Origin of the sequence: Variovorax sp. Varisp85 (assembly GCF_047304045.1) — a bacterium.
Classification (GTDB): domain Bacteria; phylum Pseudomonadota; class Gammaproteobacteria; order Burkholderiales; family Burkholderiaceae_C; genus Variovorax.
In genome coordinates this window covers 31,287-47,924 of record NZ_JBGLYN010000048.1, presented here as the reverse complement: position 1 = coordinate 47,924, position 16,638 = coordinate 31,287, and the positions used below count along the sequence as shown (strand labels likewise).

The 16,638-nt window shown below is 67.3% G+C and carries 16 protein-coding genes; 9 read left to right on the top strand and 7 right to left on the bottom strand.

Features of this window, described 5'->3' with window-relative positions:
- Positions 1 to 39: 39 nt before the first annotated feature.
- The 4 genes from urtA to ACCC97_RS19025 form a co-directional block, all read right to left on the bottom strand.
- The gene (urtA, locus tag ACCC97_RS19040) at positions 40 to 1,308 is read right to left on the bottom strand and encodes an urea ABC transporter substrate-binding protein (protein ID WP_007837226.1); all 1,269 of its coding nucleotides are present in this window, start codon (positions 1,306 to 1,308) and stop codon (positions 40 to 42) included.
- A gap of 116 nt (positions 1,309 to 1,424) precedes the next feature.
- Positions 1,425 to 1,751 carry a nucleotide pyrophosphohydrolase gene (locus tag ACCC97_RS19035; RefSeq protein WP_007837225.1) on the bottom strand — a complete coding sequence of 109 codons (327 nt, stop codon included), beginning with the start codon at positions 1,749 to 1,751 and terminating at the stop codon, positions 1,425 to 1,427.
- Positions 1,752 to 1,838: 87 nt separating this feature from the next.
- Positions 1,839 to 3,317 carry an MFS transporter gene (locus ACCC97_RS19030; RefSeq protein ID WP_413334373.1) on the bottom strand — a complete coding sequence of 493 codons (1,479 nt, stop codon included), beginning with the start codon at positions 3,315 to 3,317 and terminating at the stop codon, positions 1,839 to 1,841.
- A 73-nt stretch (positions 3,318 to 3,390) separates the two neighbouring features.
- On the bottom strand, positions 3,391 to 3,777 hold the full coding sequence (locus ACCC97_RS19025) for a hypothetical protein (protein WP_413334372.1): 387 nt from the start codon (positions 3,775 to 3,777) through the stop codon (positions 3,391 to 3,393).
- A gap of 116 nt (positions 3,778 to 3,893) precedes the next feature.
- Here ACCC97_RS19025 and ACCC97_RS19020 point away from each other — a divergent pair, with 116 nt between their 5' ends.
- Positions 3,894 to 4,820, top strand: a complete 927-nt coding sequence (locus ACCC97_RS19020) for an AraC family transcriptional regulator (RefSeq protein ID WP_007837220.1) — start codon at positions 3,894 to 3,896, stop codon at positions 4,818 to 4,820.
- Positions 4,821 to 4,841: 21 nt separating this feature from the next.
- Here the strand turns inward: ACCC97_RS19020 and ACCC97_RS19015 are convergent, their stop codons facing one another.
- Entirely contained in the window at positions 4,842 to 5,882 is a 1,041-nt protein-coding gene (locus tag ACCC97_RS19015) for an alpha/beta hydrolase family esterase (protein WP_042674074.1), read from the bottom strand.
- 63 nt (positions 5,883 to 5,945) lie between these two features.
- Positions 5,946 to 6,866 carry a polyphosphate kinase 2 gene (ppk2, locus tag ACCC97_RS19010; RefSeq protein ID WP_007837216.1) on the bottom strand — a complete coding sequence of 307 codons (921 nt, stop codon included), beginning with the start codon at positions 6,864 to 6,866 and terminating at the stop codon, positions 5,946 to 5,948.
- A 146-nt stretch (positions 6,867 to 7,012) separates the two neighbouring features.
- On the opposite strand from ppk2, the gene ACCC97_RS19005 reads away from it, so the two are divergent.
- The 8 genes from ACCC97_RS19005 to ACCC97_RS18970 all read left to right on the top strand — a co-directional run bounded on the left by ACCC97_RS19005 (position 7,013) and on the right by ACCC97_RS18970 (position 15,009).
- Complete coding sequence (locus ACCC97_RS19005; protein ID WP_413334369.1) at positions 7,013 to 8,656, top strand: inorganic phosphate transporter; 1,644 nt, start codon at positions 7,013 to 7,015, stop codon at positions 8,654 to 8,656.
- A gap of 9 nt (positions 8,657 to 8,665) precedes the next feature.
- Positions 8,666 to 9,709, top strand: coding sequence for a transporter (locus ACCC97_RS19000; RefSeq protein ID WP_007837212.1), 1,044 nt, complete (start codon positions 8,666 to 8,668; stop codon positions 9,707 to 9,709).
- A 97-nt stretch (positions 9,710 to 9,806) separates the two neighbouring features.
- Positions 9,807 to 10,664 (top strand): 3',5'-nucleoside bisphosphate phosphatase, encoded by an 858-nt coding sequence (locus tag ACCC97_RS18995; protein ID WP_056593640.1) that lies wholly within the window; start codon positions 9,807 to 9,809, stop codon positions 10,662 to 10,664.
- The gene (locus ACCC97_RS18990; RefSeq protein WP_413334367.1) at positions 10,661 to 11,638 is read left to right on the top strand and encodes a DMT family transporter; all 978 of its coding nucleotides are present in this window, start codon (positions 10,661 to 10,663) and stop codon (positions 11,636 to 11,638) included. The genes ACCC97_RS18995 and ACCC97_RS18990 overlap by 4 nt, the downstream gene beginning before the upstream one ends.
- Positions 11,639 to 11,656: 18 nt before the next feature.
- Positions 11,657 to 12,292, top strand: a complete 636-nt coding sequence (locus tag ACCC97_RS18985) for an L-threonylcarbamoyladenylate synthase (RefSeq protein WP_413315671.1) — start codon at positions 11,657 to 11,659, stop codon at positions 12,290 to 12,292.
- Between the two features lie 40 nt (positions 12,293 to 12,332).
- Positions 12,333 to 12,989 (top strand): site-2 protease family protein, encoded by a 657-nt coding sequence (locus ACCC97_RS18980; RefSeq protein ID WP_413334365.1) that lies wholly within the window; start codon positions 12,333 to 12,335, stop codon positions 12,987 to 12,989.
- 12 nt (positions 12,990 to 13,001) lie between these two features.
- Complete coding sequence (locus ACCC97_RS18975; RefSeq protein ID WP_413334363.1) at positions 13,002 to 14,333, top strand: tryptophan--tRNA ligase; 1,332 nt, start codon at positions 13,002 to 13,004, stop codon at positions 14,331 to 14,333.
- A 73-nt stretch (positions 14,334 to 14,406) separates the two neighbouring features.
- The gene (locus ACCC97_RS18970) at positions 14,407 to 15,009 is read left to right on the top strand and encodes a LuxR C-terminal-related transcriptional regulator (RefSeq protein ID WP_007837193.1); all 603 of its coding nucleotides are present in this window, start codon (positions 14,407 to 14,409) and stop codon (positions 15,007 to 15,009) included.
- Between the two features lie 85 nt (positions 15,010 to 15,094).
- Here the strand turns inward: ACCC97_RS18970 and shkS are convergent, their stop codons facing one another.
- Positions 15,095 to 16,510 carry a surface-behavior sensor histidine kinase ShkS gene (gene shkS / locus ACCC97_RS18965; RefSeq protein ID WP_007837192.1) on the bottom strand — a complete coding sequence of 472 codons (1,416 nt, stop codon included), beginning with the start codon at positions 16,508 to 16,510 and terminating at the stop codon, positions 15,095 to 15,097.
- Between the last annotated feature and the right edge of the window lie 128 nt (positions 16,511 to 16,638).

The following is a 16,638-nucleotide window of genomic DNA, read 5'->3' as shown; positions in this document are numbered from 1 at the left end:
CCCCTGCCCTCCCCCAGCGGGGGAGGGAGAAAAGCACACTTACAGCGACTTGCCAGCCGGCTGGTCCGGCTTCTTGTCGTTGCCTTCGATGTACGGACTCCACGGCTTGGCCTTGACCGGGCCCGGCGTCTTCCACACCACGTTGAACTGGCCATCGGCCTTGATCTCGCCGATGAACACGCTCTTGTGCAGGTGGTGGTTCTTCTCGTCCATCTTCGACACGATGCCCGAGGGGGCCGTGAAGGTCTGGCCGGCCATGGCGGCGATCACCTTGTCGGTGTCGGTCGACTTGGCCTTCTCGACCGCCTGCTTCCACATGTGGATGCCGATCCAGGTGGCTTCCATCGGGTCGTTGGTGAGCGGCTTGTCCTTGTGGCCGGCGATGTTCTTGGCCTTGGCGTACTCGCTCCACTGCTTGATGAAAGCCGTGTTGGTCGGGTTCTTGATCGACATGAAGTAGTTCCATGCGGCAAGGTGGCCCACCAGCGGCTTGGTGTCCACGCCGCGCAGCTCTTCTTCACCCACCGAGAAGGCAACCACGGGCACGTCCTTGGCCTTCAGGCCGGCGTTGCCGAGTTCCTTGTAGAAGGGCACGTTGGAGTCGCCGTTGATGGTCGAGACCACCGCCGTCTTGCCGCCGGCCGAGAACTTCTTGATGTCGGCAACGATGGTCTGGTAGTCGCTGTGGCCGAACGGCGTGTACTTCTCGTCGATGTCGGTGTCCTTCACGCCCTTGCTCTTCAGGTAGGCGCGCAGGATCTTGTTGGTGGTGCGGGGGTACACGTAGTCGGTGCCCAGCAGCACCCAGCGCTTGGCGCCGCCGCCTTCCTTGCTCATCAGGTAGTCGACCGCCGGAATGGCTTGCTGGTTGGGCGCTGCGCCCGTGTAGAACACGTTCTTCGAGAGCTCTTCACCCTCGTACTGCACGGGGTAGAACAGCAGGCCGTTCATTTCCTCGACCACCGGCAGCACCGACTTGCGCGACACCGAGGTCCAGCAGCCGAAGATCACCGAGACCTTGTCCTGGCCGAGCAGCTGCTTGGTCTTTTCGGCGAACAGGGGCCAGTTGGAGGCCGGGTCGACCACCACGGGTTCGAGCTGCTTGCCCAGCACGCCGCCCTTCTTGTTGATGTCGTCGATGGCCATCAGAACGGTGTCCTTCAACACGGTTTCCGAGATGGCCATCGTGCCCGACAGCGAGTGCAGCACGCCGACCTTGATGGTGTCGGCGGCAAATGCGGGCGCAGCAGAAATGCTGGCCAGCGCGACGGCGGCGGTGAGCGCCTTGAGTGTGAAACGACGTTGCATGTGGACTCCTGCTCCGGGGTTGGTTGACCTTGGCGCCAGCGCTGTGCTGGCGTGGGAGGGAGTTTGCGGAATGCACCAGGACGGGGAAATACGCCGGGTGGCGTACACGGAGGTACTCAGGCGGACGGCGGCGGTGCCGGGTACTTCCGGGCGTTGACCAGCATCTTGCTTCTTGCCGCTTCCACCAGGTCGATGCCGAGCTTGTCGGCAAGCTGGAGCAGGTAGAGGAAGACGTCGGCAATCTCCGTGCCGATCTCGGCACGCTTGTCGGCCGGCAGCGAGCGGCTCTGCGCTTCGGTGAGCCACTGGAAATGTTCGAGCAGCTCGGCGGCTTCGACCGAGAGCGCCGACGCGAGGTTCTTGGGGGAGTGGAACTGCTCCCAGTTACGGGCCTGGGCGAAGTCGCGCAAGGCTTGGGTGATTGAGGTCAGATCGGATTCCATGGCACACCAGTCGTCGGGCGGCGAGTGTGGCACGCTCCAGGGAAGAAGCCCAATCCGGGCATGCACATACCCGGATTGGGCAAGGCGTCACAACCGGGGCACCGAGGGCCGGGTGCCTCGCCAGTGGAACATCGCGACGAGAAGAGCCGACACCATCAGGTACACCAGCGCCACCCCGAACGCGCCCGAATACGCAGCGGTGTCCGTCGCATTCTCCAGCCTCCCATAGAACAGGATCCCGATCAACGCCACCCCCAGCGCATTGCTCGCCTGCTGCACCATCGACAGCACGCCCGAGGCCACGCCCGCATGCTGCGGCGGCAGGCCGGCCAGCACGGTGGACACCAGCGGCGCCATCACCATGCCGAGGCCTGCGCCCTGCACCAGCAGCAGCGGGACCATCCAGGCGACCACATGCGAGTGGCCCGCCCATCCCGCCACGTTGACGAACTGCAGCGCATGCCCCGCCGCCAGCACGAGGGCGCCGAGCGCGATGGGCGGCTTGCCGCCGAAACGCCGTGCGAGGCGCGCACCGGCCATCGACGTCGCGAAGAAACCGACCGCCAGCGAAGTGAAGACCATGCCCGACGCCAACGGGCCCAGCGCCAGGCCCTGCTGCAGGTACAGCGCCAGCACGAAGTACAGCGAGGCGTTGCCCACGTAGAAGGCCAGCGTGGTGAGCAGGCCCGTGACAAAGCGGCCGTTGGCCAGCAGCGCCGGCGCCACCAGCGGCGCACCGCCGCGCAGGGCGAGCCGGCGCTGCTGAAAAGCGAATGCGGCCAGCAAGGGCAGCGCGGCCGCAAGGCACAGCCAGCTCCACAGCGGCCAGCCTTGCTCGCGCCCTTCCACCAGCGGCAGCACCACGGCCACCGAGCCCGCGGCCGCCAGCAGCATGCCGGCGAGGTCGAGCCTGCTGTTGCCGTTGTTCGCCAGCGGCGGAATGACGCGCGGCGCGAGCACCAATGCCAGCAGCCCGATGGGCACGTTGATGAGGAAACAGCTGCGCCAGCCGAGCCCCGCCGGATCGGCGTGGATCAGCAGGCCGCCGACCAGTTGCCCGAGCGTGGCACCGAGCCCCAGCGTGAGCCCGTAGGCCGCGAAGGCGCGCGCCCGGCCTTCGCCGATGTAGGCCAGCCCGATCATCGCCAGCACCTGCGGCTGCAGCAGCGCCCCGGCCAGGCCCTGCAGCACGCGCGCGGCCACCAGCATCTCGGCATTCGGCGCGAAGCCGCAGGCCGCGGAGGCCAGCGTGAACAGCAGCAGGCCCAGCATGAACATGCGGCGCCTGCCGAACAGGTCGCCGAGCCGGCCGCCGGTGATCAGTCCCGCCGCGGTGGCCAGTCCGTAGCCCGCCACCACCAGCTGCAGGGTGCCGGCGCTCGCCAGCAGTTCGCGCTGCATCGACGGCAGCGCGACGTTGACGATGAAGAAATCCAGCACCACCAGGAAAGTGCCGCTGAGCATGACCCACAAGCCGAGCCGGCCGGGCCCGGTCGCGCCTGCGCTCTGCTGGCCGCCCGATGGAGAAAGCGATGCTGCCGAGGCAGCGATGTTCGACTGAGTCATGGTGGTAACCAGTGTTGGGAGAAAGGGGCGCGACGACAATGACCTGCGAGGTCATGGCCGATGCGCCGGCCGCTCAGACGGAAGGCGTCGGCAGGATGAATTGGTAATCGACGGCAATGCGGCCGTCCCCGGCCAGCACCAGGAACTGCAGCCCCAGCGCGGCCACCGGGCCGCCCGCGGCCGGGACCATGTGCCAATGGAACATCGCCGCGTCGTGCAGGAACTGGGCATCGCCCGCGCAGACGAAGCGAAAGCCCGCATCGCGCACGTTCTTCTCGTGCGAGCCGGTGACGCGCCGATGCAGCGCCTCGTAGCCTTTGGCCTGCAGCGTGCGCACGTAGTGCTCGCCCTCGGGCACCCAGAGGCCGGCGATCGCGGTGCGGCGCGCGGTGGCATCGGGCTCGTTCCAGGCTGCGACGTAGCGCTCGGCGAGTTCGGCGGATTCATTGCGTTCATTCATGGTCTGCTCCGGTGTGCTGCAAGAGTGAGGCCGCAGTTTCGGCCTCGACTGCTGGACAGTGAATGCCCGAAAATCCACCCTTCTTGTCCATTCGTCCAACACCACAGGAGCCGCCCATGGACCCGCTCGACGATGTCTTTGCCGCGATGCGCGTGCGCAGCGCCTTGTATGCCCGCCTCGAGGCCCGCGCACCCTGGGGCCTGAGCCTGGCCGGCGGCGAGAGCGCGCGCTTCGGGCTCGTGGTGCGCGGCGGCTGCCTGCTCGAGGTCGAGGGCGTGGCGCAGCAGGTGGCGCTGGCGGCGGGCGACTGCTATGTGCTGGCGCACGGCACGCCCTACGTGCTGCGCGACCATCCGAACACGCCCACGGTGAGCTGCACCTCCGTCGTGCGCGACCGCATCGGCGGGCTGGTGGAACTGGGCGGCACGGGCACCGCGGCCTCGGTGATCTGCGGCTGGTTTCACTTCGACCAGCGCGCCGCGCAGCCGCTGCTGGCGCTGTTGCCAGTGCTGCTGCACGTGAAGATGGAGCAGGCACGCGCCCTGGCGCTGCAGGGCACGCTGCAGCTGCTGGCCATGGAAACCGGCGAGCCGGGTCTCGGCTCCAGCCTGCTCGTGAGCCGGCTGGCCGACATCGTGTTCGTGCAGGCGGTGCGCGCGCACGTCGCGGCGAATGGCGAATCGCAGACCGGCTGGCTGGCCGCGCTGGCCGACGCGCGCATCGGCCCGGCCCTGCGCGCCATGCACAAGGACATCGCACACGGCTGGACGGTGGAGGCGCTGGCCGGTGCCGCGAGCCTGTCGCGCTCCGCCTTCGCGCAGCGCTTTCGCGAGCGCGTGGGGCAGTCGCCGCTGGAGTACCTCACGCAATGGCGCATGTTCAAGGCCGGCAACATGCTCGGCCAGGGCGATGCCGCGGTGGGTGCGATCGCAAGCGCGGTGGGCTACGAATCGGAGGCCGCATTCAGCAAGGCCTTCAAGCGCGAGAAGGGCATTGCGCCCGGTGCGTGGCGGGCGGCCGCGCGCGAAGGCGCCACGGCATAGCGCCTCCTCTTCAGGCCTTCGCTACGGCACTGCGGCCTTGAACTGCGCCGCCGCGAACGCCCAGGCCATGCGCGTGGCATCGGGCCCCTCGGGGTCGCTGAACAGCAGCTTCGGCGCGCCGCCGCTCCACGAATGGCCCAGTCCCGCGATCTCGCACAGCGTGACGAGCGCGCGGCCCTTGCGCCTGAAGTCGGTCACGCGCATTGCGCGGCGCTTGCCGCGCTGCATGTCGCGCGGCAGTCCGGGCCGCGCGCCCACGGCCGTGGCCCACACCGCAGCGCTGCTGACGGCATTGCTCGGCGCGACCACCGCGTCGGCATCGCCGTGCAACACCAGCATCGGCGGCAAGGTGGTGAAGACGGCCGCAGCGCCCATCGCCTTGCCGACCGCCGTGGCAGGCATCGGCGGCACATTCTGTCCACGCATGGCGCCGAGGGCGGTGGCCGACGACTTCGCTGCGCCGGGCGCCACACCCGAGTGCATGACGACGGCGCGGAAGCGGTTCGGATAGCGCGTCGCAAGCAGGGCCGCCATGCTCGCGCCGGCCGAGAGACCGGCAAGCGCCACGCGGTCGCGGTCCACGGGATACAGCATGCAGGCCTGGTCGATGGCGGCCATCAGCGTCGCGGCTTCGGCGTCGGCCTTGCCGGAGCGGCGCTCGTACCAGTTCCAGCAGCCCTGCGGGTGGGCGATCCGGTCCTGCTCGGGATAGAGCACCAGGAAGCGCTGGCGCACGGCCAGCGCGTTCATGCGCGTGCTCGCGGCAAAGTCGCGCCCGGTCTGGCCACAGCCGTGCAGCATGACCATGAGCGGCAGTTTCTCGCCGGGCTGCAGTTGCAGGTCGGCCGGACGGAACAGGTGATAGCCGCGCGCGCCGCCCGGCCCCATCGCCATGCCGCTGAGCCAGTCGCCACGGCCTGGCGGCGGCTTGAGACGCTTGGCGGTGGCGCGCTGCACCTGCCCCGCCACGCGCTTGCTGTTGCTCAACGTGAGCTTGGTGAGTGCCTTGAGGTTGCGCTCGTAGGCGCGGGCGAAGACGGAAGCGGTGGAACGACGGGCCATGGCGCGCAGTGTGAAGGCAAAGCGCCGGGCGGCCAAACGGCGGCCCTCCCGCCATCCGGCGCCTCAGTAGATCTCCGGCACGATCATGTTGGCCGGCACGGGCTGGCGCAGGTAGTCCGCATGGCGCACGCGCTCCGGCAGCTCCACCGGCGGATGCGGCACCTCGTTGTAGGGCAGCTGGCCCAGCAGGTGGCTGATGCAGTTCAGCCGCGCCTTCTTCTTGTCGACCGCCTGCACCACCCACCACGGCGCCTCGGGGATGTGGGTGCGCTCCAGCATGATTTCCTTCGCCTTGGTGTATTCCTCCCAGCGGCGGCGGCTCTCGAGGTCCATCGGGCTCAGCTTCCATTGCTTGAGCGGATCGTGGATGCGGCCGAGAAAGCGCATGTGCTGCTCGTCGTCGGTGATGGAGAACCAGTACTTGATGAGCTTGATGCCCGAGCGCACCAGCATCTTCTCGAACTCGGGCACGGTGCGGAAGAACTCCTCGTACTCGTCGTCCGTGCAGAAGCCCATCACGCGCTCGACGCCGGCGCGGTTGTACCAACTGCGGTCGAACAGCACCATCTCGCCCGCGGCGGGCAGGTGCGCGGCGTAGCGCTGGAAGTACCACTGCGTGCGTTCGCGGTCGTTGGGCGCGGGCAATGCGGCGACACGGGCCACGCGCGGATTCAGGCGCTGCGTGATGCGCTTGATGACGCCGCCCTTGCCTGCCGCATCGCGGCCTTCGAACAGGATGACGACCTTCTGCTTGCTGTGCTGCACCCAGTCCTGCAGCTTGACCAGTTCGCCCTGCAGGCGGAACAGCTCCTTGAAGTAGGCCTGGCGGGCAGCCTTGTCGGCGGACACGGTGGCTGACGGATCGAGGCCGTCGATGTTGCGGTCCTCGATCTCCAGTTCGAGCTCTTCGTCGTAGCTGTCGATCAGGTCGCGGGCGATGCGTTGCATCAGGTCTTCGTGGTCGGGAAGTGCGCTCGTCAGCATGGTGGGCAAGAAGAAGGTGAAAGGGTCGAAAAAAGCATGCTGCTCGCCCCATATGACGGCTGCGTGACGGCCCGAAGCCGATTGACACGCCGTTGTCACACGGCGCGAACACCATCCGAAGCCATTCCAACACCCCAGAATCGCCCATGAACACGCTCGCAGCCCTGCATGCCGAGTTGCCGTCCGCGTCCTCGGCGCACCGGCCCAGGCTCGACGCCAAGCCCGGCCCGCTCACGCTCATCACCTTCGTGGGCCTGCTGGCCGCCGGCCTGCTCTTCACGGCCTGGAGCCTGGTCGGCGACGTCACGGCCTCGGGCGCGCCGGTCACCACCTGGGTGCCCTACATCCTGCTGGGCGTGGCCCTGCTGATTGCACTGGGCTTCGAGTTCGTCAACGGCTTCCACGACACGGCCAACGCGGTGGCCACGGTGATCTACACGCACTCGCTGCCGCCCAACTTCGCGGTGGTGTGGTCGGGCTTCTTCAACTTCCTGGGCGTGCTGGTGTCCAGCGGCGCGGTGGCCTTCGGCATCATCGCGCTGCTGCCGGTGGAACTGATCCTGCAGGTGGGCTCGGGCGCGGGCTTCGCGATGGTGTTCGCGCTGCTGATCGCCGCCATCATCTGGAACCTGGGCACATGGTGGCTCGGGCTGCCGGCTTCTTCCTCGCACACGCTGATCGGCTCGATCATCGGCGTGGGCGTGGCCAATGCGCTGATGCATGGCCGCGACGGCACCAGCGGTGTCGACTGGGCGCAGGCCACCAAGGTGGGCTATTCGCTGCTGCTGTCGCCGATGGTCGGCTTCGGCTGCGCTGCCCTGCTTCTGCTGGCGCTGCGCGCCTTCGTGAAGAACCGCGCACTGTATGAAGAGCCCAAGGGCAGCGAGCCGCCGCCGTGGTGGATCCGCGGCCTGCTGATCCTGACCTGCACGGGCGTGTCGTTCGCGCACGGCTCCAATGACGGCCAGAAGGGCATGGGACTGATCATGCTGATCCTCGTGGGCACGGTGCCGATGGCCTATGCGCTGAACCGCGCGATGCCCGCCAACGAGACCGTGAAGTTCGTGGCCGTGGCCGAGATGGCGCAGAACGCGCTGAACCGCAGCGTGCCCGGTTCTCTGCCCGCGCAGCAGGCGGCGCCGCAACCCGCCGCTGCGCGCGAGACGCTTTCCACTTACGTGCGCACGCGCGAGTTCAGTCCCGCGGTGGTGCCCGCGCTGGCCGCGACCGCGGGCAGCATCGGCGAGCAGGTGCGCAGGCACGGTTCGCTCGCAGCGGTGCCGGCCGAGGCCGTCGCCAACGTGCGCAACGACATGTACCTGGCCTCCGAAGCCATCCGCCACCTCGACAAGAGCGGCGCCGCCAGGTTCGACGGCGAGACGAAGCTGCGCGTGGGCGCGTTCCGCCAGGAGCTGGACGATGCGACGCGCTTCATCCCGCTGTGGGTCAAGGTTGCGGTCGCCATCGCATTGGGGCTGGGCACGATGATCGGCTGGAAGCGCATCGTGGTCACGGTGGGCGAGAAGATCGGCAAGACGCACCTGAGCTACGCGCAAGGCGCCTCGGCCGAGGTGGTGGCGATGATCACCATCGGTGCGGCCGACATGTACGGGCTGCCTGTGTCCACCACGCACGTGCTGTCCTCCGGCGTGGCCGGCACCATGACGGCAAGCGGCTCGGGCCTGCAGATGTCCACGCTGCGCAACCTCGCACTGGCCTGGGTGCTCACGCTGCCGGTGGCGATGCTGCTGTCGGGGTCGCTCTACTGGCTGTTCATCCGCATCTTCTGACCACGCATCTTGTCGGCACTCCATGACCTCGCCGCCCAGTCCTATGGCGGCGACGAAGCCGGGCTGATCTCCGGTTACCTCTTCGACGCCTCGGCAGCGGAGCCCGCGCGGGCCATCGACTCGGCGCAAGCCGCCGCATGGCTGGCCGAAGAGCGCGACCGTGAATGCACCGAGGAAAACCCCGCGTACGTCTGGCTCCATTTCAACCTGAGCCACGCGCATGCGGAGCGCTGGCTGTTGCGGCACGCGAACCTCTCCGACACTTTCTACGAGACGCTGCACGAAGGCCTGCCCTCCACGCGCATCGAGCGCGACGACGATTCGCTGATCGCCGTCATCAACGACGTGCATTTCGAGTTCAGCTTCGAGCCCTCGGACATCTCCACGCTGTGGATCAGCGTGGGCCCGCGCCTCGTGGTCACGGCGCGCACCAAGCCGCTGCGCTCGGTCGACACGCTGCGCACGGCCGTGAAGGCGGGCGACGCGCCGCGCTCGAGCACCGAGCTGCTCGAGCACCTGCTGCGTGCGCAGGCCGATGTGCTGGTGAAGATCGTGCGCGGCGTCACCTCGCGCATCGACCGCATCGAGGACGAGTTGCTCGCCGGCCGCCTCGACCACAAGCGCGCGCGGCTCGGCGTGCTGCGCCGGCTGCTGGTGCGGCTGCAGCGGCTGCTGGCGCCGGAGCCGGCCGCGCTGTTCCGCCTGCTGCAGGGGCCTCCGGGCTGGATGTCCGAGCCCGACGCGCAGGCGCTGCGCGGCTCGACCGAGGAGTTCTCGGTGGTGCTGCGCGACATGCAGGCGCTGCAGGAGCGCATCAAGCTGCTGCAGGAAGAGATCGCCGCCAACGTCAACGAGGACAACAACCGCAGCCTGTTCGTGCTGACGGTGGTCACGGTGCTGGCACTGCCGATCAACATCCTGGCGGGCCTGTTCGGCATGAACGTGGGCGGCATTCCGCTGGCGGACCACAAGCACGGCTTCTGGATCGTGGTGGCGATCGTCGCGAGCTTCACCGCGGTGGCGGCCTGGGCGGCTTTCCGCAAGAAGCGCTGAGCCCCATGCCACGGCGCAGTAATGCTATTTATTTAGTAGCGTCTCGCGCAGCATCCATGCGCCCGCATCGATGTTCCAGACCCCCTAGAATGGCGGGGTGTCCTCCATCCTCAATGCCGATCTTCACTGCCACTCCGTGGTCTCCGACGGCACGCTGACGCCCGAAGAACTGGCCGCGCGCGCAGCCGCCAACGGGGTCGAACTCTGGGCCCTCACCGACCACGACGAGGTCGGCGGCCAGCATCGCGCCGCCGCCGCGGCCCGTGCCAACGGCATGCGCTACCTCACCGGCACCGAGATCTCCGTGACCTTCGCGGGCGAAACGGTGCACATCGTCGGCTTGGGCTTCGATGCCGACGACGCGGCCATGTCGCAAGGCCTCTACGACACGCGCGGGGGCCGCGGCAAGCGCGCACAGGAAATGTCCGAGGGGCTGGCCAAGGTCGGCATCCACGGCGCGTACGAAGGTGCGCTCAAGTTCGTCGGCAACCCCGAACTCATTTCGCGCACGCACTTCGCGCGCTTCCTCGTCGAGAAGGGCCACTGCCGCGACACGCCCGAGGTGTTCCGCAAGTTCCTCACCGAAGGCAAGCCCGGCTACGTGCCGCACCGCTGGGCCACGCTGAAGGACGCGGTGCAATGGATCACCGGCGCCAAGGGCATGGCCGTGATCGCGCACCCGGGCCGCTACAAGTTCACGGCCAACGAGGAGTACGCGCTGTTCCTCGAATTCAAGGCGCACGGTGGCAAGGCGATCGAGGTCGTCACCGGCAGCCACACGCCGGCCGAGTTCGTCGAGTACGCCGACAAGGCGCTCGAGTTCGATTTCGCCGCCTCGCGCGGCAGCGATTTCCACAGCCCCGACGAGAGCCACTGCGACCTCGGCAAGCTGCCGCCGTTGCCCGGTGCGCTCACTCCTGTGTGGGAACTGCTCGGCGATCGCATCCAGCAGTGAGGCAGAGTTCCGGGCCCGGTATCGACAACGCGGCTACCGTTGCGCTGGCGAATGCGCGCGTGGCGCAGCAGCGCAGCCGCAGCAAGGAATCGGAACGCATCCTCGCGGGCATCGGCATGGTGCTGGTCGCGAGCGCCTGCTTCGCCACGCTCGACACTGCCACCAAGTTCTCGACCATCGGCGTGCCCATCTTGATGGCCGTCTGGTTTCGCTATGCCTTCCAGGCCGTGGCAACCACGGCGGTGCTGCTCCCGTTGCACGGCACGGCGCTGCTGCGCACGCGGCACCCGCGCTACCAGTTGCTGCGCGGCGCATTGCTGCTGGTGTCGAGCACGCTGGCCTTCCTGAGCCTGCGCTACATGCCGCTGGCCGAGTTCACTTCGATCGTGCTGATCGCGCCGCTGGTGATCACGCTGTTGGCGGCCACCGTGCTCAAGGAGCAGGTCTCGCCGCTGCGCTGGATGCTGGTGGCGGGCGGCTTCATCGGCACGCTCGTCATCCTGCGCCCGGGCGGCGAGGCCTTTGGCTGGGCGGTCCTGCTGCCCATCGGGCTGGTGCTGACCAACGCGTGGTTCCAGGTGCTCACGAGCAAACTGGCGCAGACCGAGAACCCGCTCACCATGCACTTCTACACAGGCTGGGTCGGCACGCTGCTCGCGTCGTTCGCGCTGCCTTTCGTATGGGCCGCCCTGCCTTCCTGGCAATGGTGGGCGCTGCTGTGCCTGATGGGCTTCATGGGCACGGTGGGCCACTTCATCCTGATCCTGGCTTACCAGCGCGCGCCGGCGTCCACGCTCACGCCGTACCTCTATGCCCAGATCGCCTTTGCCATGCTGGGCGGCTGGCTCGTTTTTTCACAGATGCCCGACCGCTATTCGCTCATCGGCATGGCGCTGATCGCGGTCTGCGGCGCGGCCGGTGCGTGGCTCACGGTGCGCGAGCGCCGCGTGCCCATCGAACCCGCCGAATCCTGATCAGGAGATCTTTCCCTCATGGCCCAGTACTTCGAAGTCCACCCCGAGAACCCGCAGCAGCGGCTGCTGAAGCAGGCCGCCACGCTGCTGGCGCGCGGCGAGATCGTGGCCGTGCCCACCGACTCCAGCTACGCGCTGGCCTGCCACCTCGACGACAAGGACGCGGTCGACCAGCTGCGCCGCATCCGCCAGGTCGACGAGAAGCACCACCTCACGCTGCTGTGCCGCGACCTGAGCGAGCTGGCCAACTACGCACGCGTCGACAACAAGCAGTACCGCCTGCTGAAGGCGGCCACGCCCGGCCCCTACACCTTCCTGCTCGAAGCGACCAAGGAAGTGCCGCGCCGCGTGAGCCATCCGCAGCGCAAGACCATCGGCCTGCGCGTGCCCGACCACAAGGTGTTGCTGGAGCTGCTGTCGCTGCACGGCGCGCCGCTGCTGGCCACCACGCTGATCGCTCCCGGCGAGACCGATGCGCTGAACGACGCGCAGACCATCCGCGAGCGCTTCGAGAAGCAGATCGCCGCGGTCATCGATGCCGGCGCCTGCCCTTCGCAGCCGACCACCGTGGTCGACCTCACGCCCATGGGCACGGGCGACGACCCGGTCGTGGTGCGTCAGGGACGCGGTGCATTGGCCGTGCTCGGCCTCTGAAATCGGGCTGATAACCACTCCCATCTGACACAATCGCCCAGTGGATTCCAACCTGATACAGACCATCCTGATCTACGCGCTGCCGGTGATCTTCGCGATCACAGTGCACGAGGCGGCACACGGGTATGTGGCACGCCATTTCGGCGACAACACGGCCGAGGTCATGGGACGCGTCACCCTCAACCCGATGAAGCACATCGATCCCATCGGGACCATCCTGATGCCGTTGATGCTGTACTTCGCGACCTCGGGCGCCTTCCTGTTCGGCTATGCCAAGCCGGTGCCGGTCAACTTCGGGCGGCTGCACCATCCGAAGCGCGACATGATCTGGGTGGCGCTGGCCGGGCCGATGTCGAACTTCATTCAGGCCTTGCTTTGGACGCTGGTTTGGGCGTCGCTCAAGCTTCTCGATATCGATGAGGAATTCTTTCGCGAGATGGCGGAAGCCGGCATCCGGGTCAATCTCGTCATGTGCGCCTTGAACCTGTTCCCGCTACCGCCGCTCGATGGTGGGCGCGTGCTCGCCGGCTTGCTGCCAAATGGGCCCGCACAGAATTTCATGGCCCGCATTGAACCTTTTGGCTTCTTTATTGTGATGGGATTGATCATTGCAAGAATCCTGGACACCTTCTGGATGCGGCCATTGATGACCCTTGGCTACGACTTCATCAATCTCCTTCTTTCTCCGCTGCGTTAAGTTCTTCGTCAAATGGCCTCGTCTTCCAAAGCTTCCTTGCGCGTCCTGACCGGCATCACGCCCTCGGGCACGCCGCACCTCGGCAACTACGTCGGCTCGATCCGCCACTCGGTGCGGCAAAGCGTCGCGCCCGGCGTGCAGAGCTTCTTCTTCCTGGCCGACTACCACGCGCTCATCAAGGTACAGGAGCCGGCGCTGATCCAGCGCTCCACCCTCGAGATTGCCGCCAGCTGGCTGGCCTGCGGGCTCGACCCCGAGCGCGTCACCTTCTACCGCCAGTCGGACATCGTCGAGATCCCCGAGCTGACCTGGTTCCTCACCTGCGTGACCGGCAAGGGCGTGCTCAACCGCGCGCATGCCTACAAGGCGCAGCTCGACAAGAACGTGGCCAAGGGCGAGGACCCCGACGCCGACGTGACGGCCGGCCTCTTCATGTACCCGGTGCTCATGGGCGCCGACATCCTGATGTTCAACGCCCACAAGGTGCCCGTGGGCCGCGACCAGGTGCAGCACATCGAGATGGCGCGCGACATGGCGCAGCGCTTCAACCACCAGTACGGCGAGCACTTCACGCTGCCCGAAGCCGAGATCGACGACGCCGTCGCCACCCTGCCCGGCCTCGACGGCCGCAAGATGAGCAAGAGCTACGGCAACACGATCCCGCTGTTCGCACCGCGTGCACAGCTGCAAAAGCAGATTGCCAGCATCGTGACCGACTCGCGCGCGCCCGGCGAGCCCAAGGACACCGAAGGCTCGGCACTGTTCCAGATCTACCAGGCCTTCGCCAGCGCCGAGGAAACCGAGACGCTGCGCAAGGCGTACGCCGGCGGCATCGGCTGGGGCGACGCCAAGCAGTTGCTGTTCGAGCGCATCGACCAGGAAGTGGCGCCGCTGCGCGCACGCTACGACGCGCTCATGAACGACCCGGCCCAAATCGAGCGCATCCTGCTCTCCGGCGCCGCGAAGGCGCAGGCCCTGTCGAAGCCCTTCATGGCCAGCCTGCGCCATGCGGTCGGCCTGCGCAATCTCGCGGCCGGCAAGGACACCGGGCAAGCCCGGGCGGCCAAGGTCGCGAAGCCCAGTTTCAAGCAGTACCGCGAGAAGGCGGACGGGCTGTTCTATTTCAAGCTGTTGGATGCGCGCGGCGAAACCCTGCTGCAGAGCCGTGGATTCGCATCGCCGCAGGAAGCGGGCCGTACCATCGCGCTCTTGCAGACGCAGCGCGGCGAAGCGCTGGCCGCGCTGGCCGGCCAGCTGGAACCCATCGGAACAGAAGAAACACGCGCCGTCACCGAGGCGCTTGAGGCATTGGCGGAGGCAACACCCACGACCAGCGGGAGTTGATCCGGCAAACCCATCGGCTTACCTGCCGGTGAGCAGGACGAGAGAAGACGGTGCGATCACAAAGGAAGAAAACATGAGCATTTATGTCATCGACGACCACCCCCTGATGCGCGACGCGATCGTGATGGTCTTGCGGCGCTTGCGCCCGGCCGAGAACATCGTCGAGCTCGAGCGCCTCGACAAGCTCGCGGGCTCTGTGCAGCAGCGTGGCGCGCCGACCCTCTTCTGCCTGGACCTGAAGCTCCCGGACACCAATGGCGTGTCGGGCGTGATCGCGGTCAAGCAGGTCTATCCGAACGTGCCGATCGCCGTGTATTCGGCAGCGCCGTCCGCGGACATGGAGGACGCCTGCATCGAGGCCGGCGCCGACACCTACATCGAGAAGTCGGCCAGCTCCAACGAGCTGGCCGCGGCGTTGCGCGGCCTGCTGATGGCAGGCTCGGAAGACGAAGCCGACGAGATGCCGGCCGCCAACAGCGGCAAGCTCTCGAAGCGGCAGACGCAGCTGATCGCCATGCTCGACAAGGGCATGAGCAACCGCGACATCGCCACCGACCTGGAGATCAGCGAGCACACGGTGAAGGTGCACCTGTGGCGCCTGTTCCGCAGGCTGGGCGTGAAGAGCCGTACGCAGGCGCTGCACTACGCGCGCACGAACGGTTTGCTATCTGGTTAACCCCCCTCGGGGTTTCTGGAAATGAAAAACCGCGCATCAGCGCGGTTTTTTTATGGGCGGCGCAAGAGCACCGGAGGACGATTGCTCAACCACCCGACGCACTCACCCGCGCCTGCGCCACCGCCTCGTCGGCGTCGTGCAGCGCCACCCGGAACACGCTGCCGCGGCCCAGGCGCGAACGCACGCTGACAGGGTGGCCCAGCACGTGCGACAGCCGCGCAACGATGGCCAGCCCGAGGCCGAAGCCGTCGGAGGTGCCGGCATGGTCCGCCACCTTGTAGAACTCAAGGAACACGTCGCGCAGATGCTCGGGCGCGATGCCGATGCCGGTGTCCCACACCTCCACGCGCAGGCCGTCGCGCGTCTGCCGCGCGGCCAGCAGCACGCCGCCTTCCGTCGTGTACTTGATCGCGTTGGCCAGCAGGTTGCCGATCATGCGGCGCACGCGGATCGGGTCGGTCAGGAACGAGCCCTCGCATGCGTGCACGCGGAAGTCCAGTCCGCGGCTCTCGGCTACCGGGCGGTATTGCAGTTCGAGGTCGTGCAGCAGCTCGGACATGTCGACCCGCTCGACGTGCAGGCGCACCTGGCCCGAATCGATGCGCGCCAGGTCGAACATCGAGTCGAACAGTGCATTCACTGCGTGCGTGGCGCGCACGATCTTGGGCGCGAGCTCCAGCACCAGTTCAGGCTCGTTGCGCAGCCAATCTGCGTACAACGAAAGTGCCAGCACCGGCTGGCGCATGTCGTGCGCAGCGCTGGCCAGGAAGCGGTTCTTCATGGCCACGGCCGATACCGCCGCCTGCCGCTGCTGGGTCAGCGACTTGATCAGGATATGGTTATGGAACAACAGCTCCAGGCTGTTGCGCGCCGTCTCGTGAATGTGCCGCCCCGCCCGCAGCAGCAGGAACCAGTGCAGCACCGGCAGCACCGGCATCAGGTAGCCGAACTGGAACTGCGGATGCTGCAGGGTGATCGAGGCCAGGCGCAGCAACACCGCGCCCAGCATCGTGATGAACAGCGTGTTGACGTAGCGCTTGAGCAGCGGTGGATGCAGCGCCAGCCCGTTGAGCGGAAAGGTGCCCACGCCAGCCACGATGAGCCAGCTCATGAACTGGTTGACCTGCGGCGTGCGCTCGAAGAACAGCAGCACCGAGAGGCCCCACACCACCGCGCTGGTGCTCCAGACGAAGCCATAGCGTTCGGTGAACTGCTGCTGCGCCGCCGCACTGCGCCCGGCATAGCGCACCGCGTAGACCTGTGCGCCCCAGGCGCGGCAAGCGGTGGCGAGCAAGCCTGCCACCAGCCAGGTGAGCAGTTCCCAGCGGGGCACGTAGGCCCAGCTCAGGCCGACCATTGCCGGCATCAGCGCACCCGAAACGAAATACGAGCCCTTCGCAGAGCGCATGAGGCTGCGAATGAGTTCGCCGCGCACCCATGATTCGGCTTCGTCGGCCGAAGCCGGGGCGGGGGTCATGCTGGCGATCGACGCATTGGCCATAAGACCGGGGATCTTAACGGGCCGCCCAACATCGTTTCACCAGGTAACCTTCGAAAACGGCGCCCGCCGATCCGGACCTTAAGCAGGAAGGATTCATGCCCTGCCGGCGGGCGGGGTGGGCACAGGCA

Excerpts from the sequence above, each read along its gene's own strand:
- urtA (WP_007837226.1), bottom strand. The coding sequence starts at position 1,308 with ATGCAACGTCGTTTCACACTCAAGGCGCTCACCGCCGCCGTCGCGCTG.
- ACCC97_RS19035 (WP_007837225.1), bottom strand. The coding sequence starts at position 1,751 with ATGGAATCCGATCTGACCTCAATCACCCAAGCCTTGCGCGACTTCGCC.
- ACCC97_RS19030 (WP_413334373.1), bottom strand. The coding sequence starts at position 3,317 with ATGACTCAGTCGAACATCGCTGCCTCGGCAGCATCGCTTTCTCCATCG.
- ACCC97_RS19025 (WP_413334372.1), bottom strand. The coding sequence starts at position 3,777 with ATGAATGAACGCAATGAATCCGCCGAACTCGCCGAGCGCTACGTCGCA.
- ACCC97_RS19020 (WP_007837220.1), top strand. The coding sequence starts at position 3,894 with ATGGACCCGCTCGACGATGTCTTTGCCGCGATGCGCGTGCGCAGCGCC.
- ACCC97_RS19015 (WP_042674074.1), bottom strand. The coding sequence starts at position 5,882 with ATGGCCCGTCGTTCCACCGCTTCCGTCTTCGCCCGCGCCTACGAGCGC.
- ppk2 (WP_007837216.1), bottom strand. The coding sequence starts at position 6,866 with ATGCTGACGAGCGCACTTCCCGACCACGAAGACCTGATGCAACGCATC.
- ACCC97_RS19005 (WP_413334369.1), top strand. The coding sequence starts at position 7,013 with ATGAACACGCTCGCAGCCCTGCATGCCGAGTTGCCGTCCGCGTCCTCG.
- ACCC97_RS18985 (WP_413315671.1), top strand. The coding sequence starts at position 11,657 with ATGGCCCAGTACTTCGAAGTCCACCCCGAGAACCCGCAGCAGCGGCTG.
- ACCC97_RS18975 (WP_413334363.1), top strand. The coding sequence starts at position 13,002 with ATGGCCTCGTCTTCCAAAGCTTCCTTGCGCGTCCTGACCGGCATCACG.
- ACCC97_RS18970 (WP_007837193.1), top strand. The coding sequence starts at position 14,407 with ATGAGCATTTATGTCATCGACGACCACCCCCTGATGCGCGACGCGATC.
- shkS (WP_007837192.1), bottom strand. The coding sequence starts at position 16,510 with ATGGCCAATGCGTCGATCGCCAGCATGACCCCCGCCCCGGCTTCGGCC.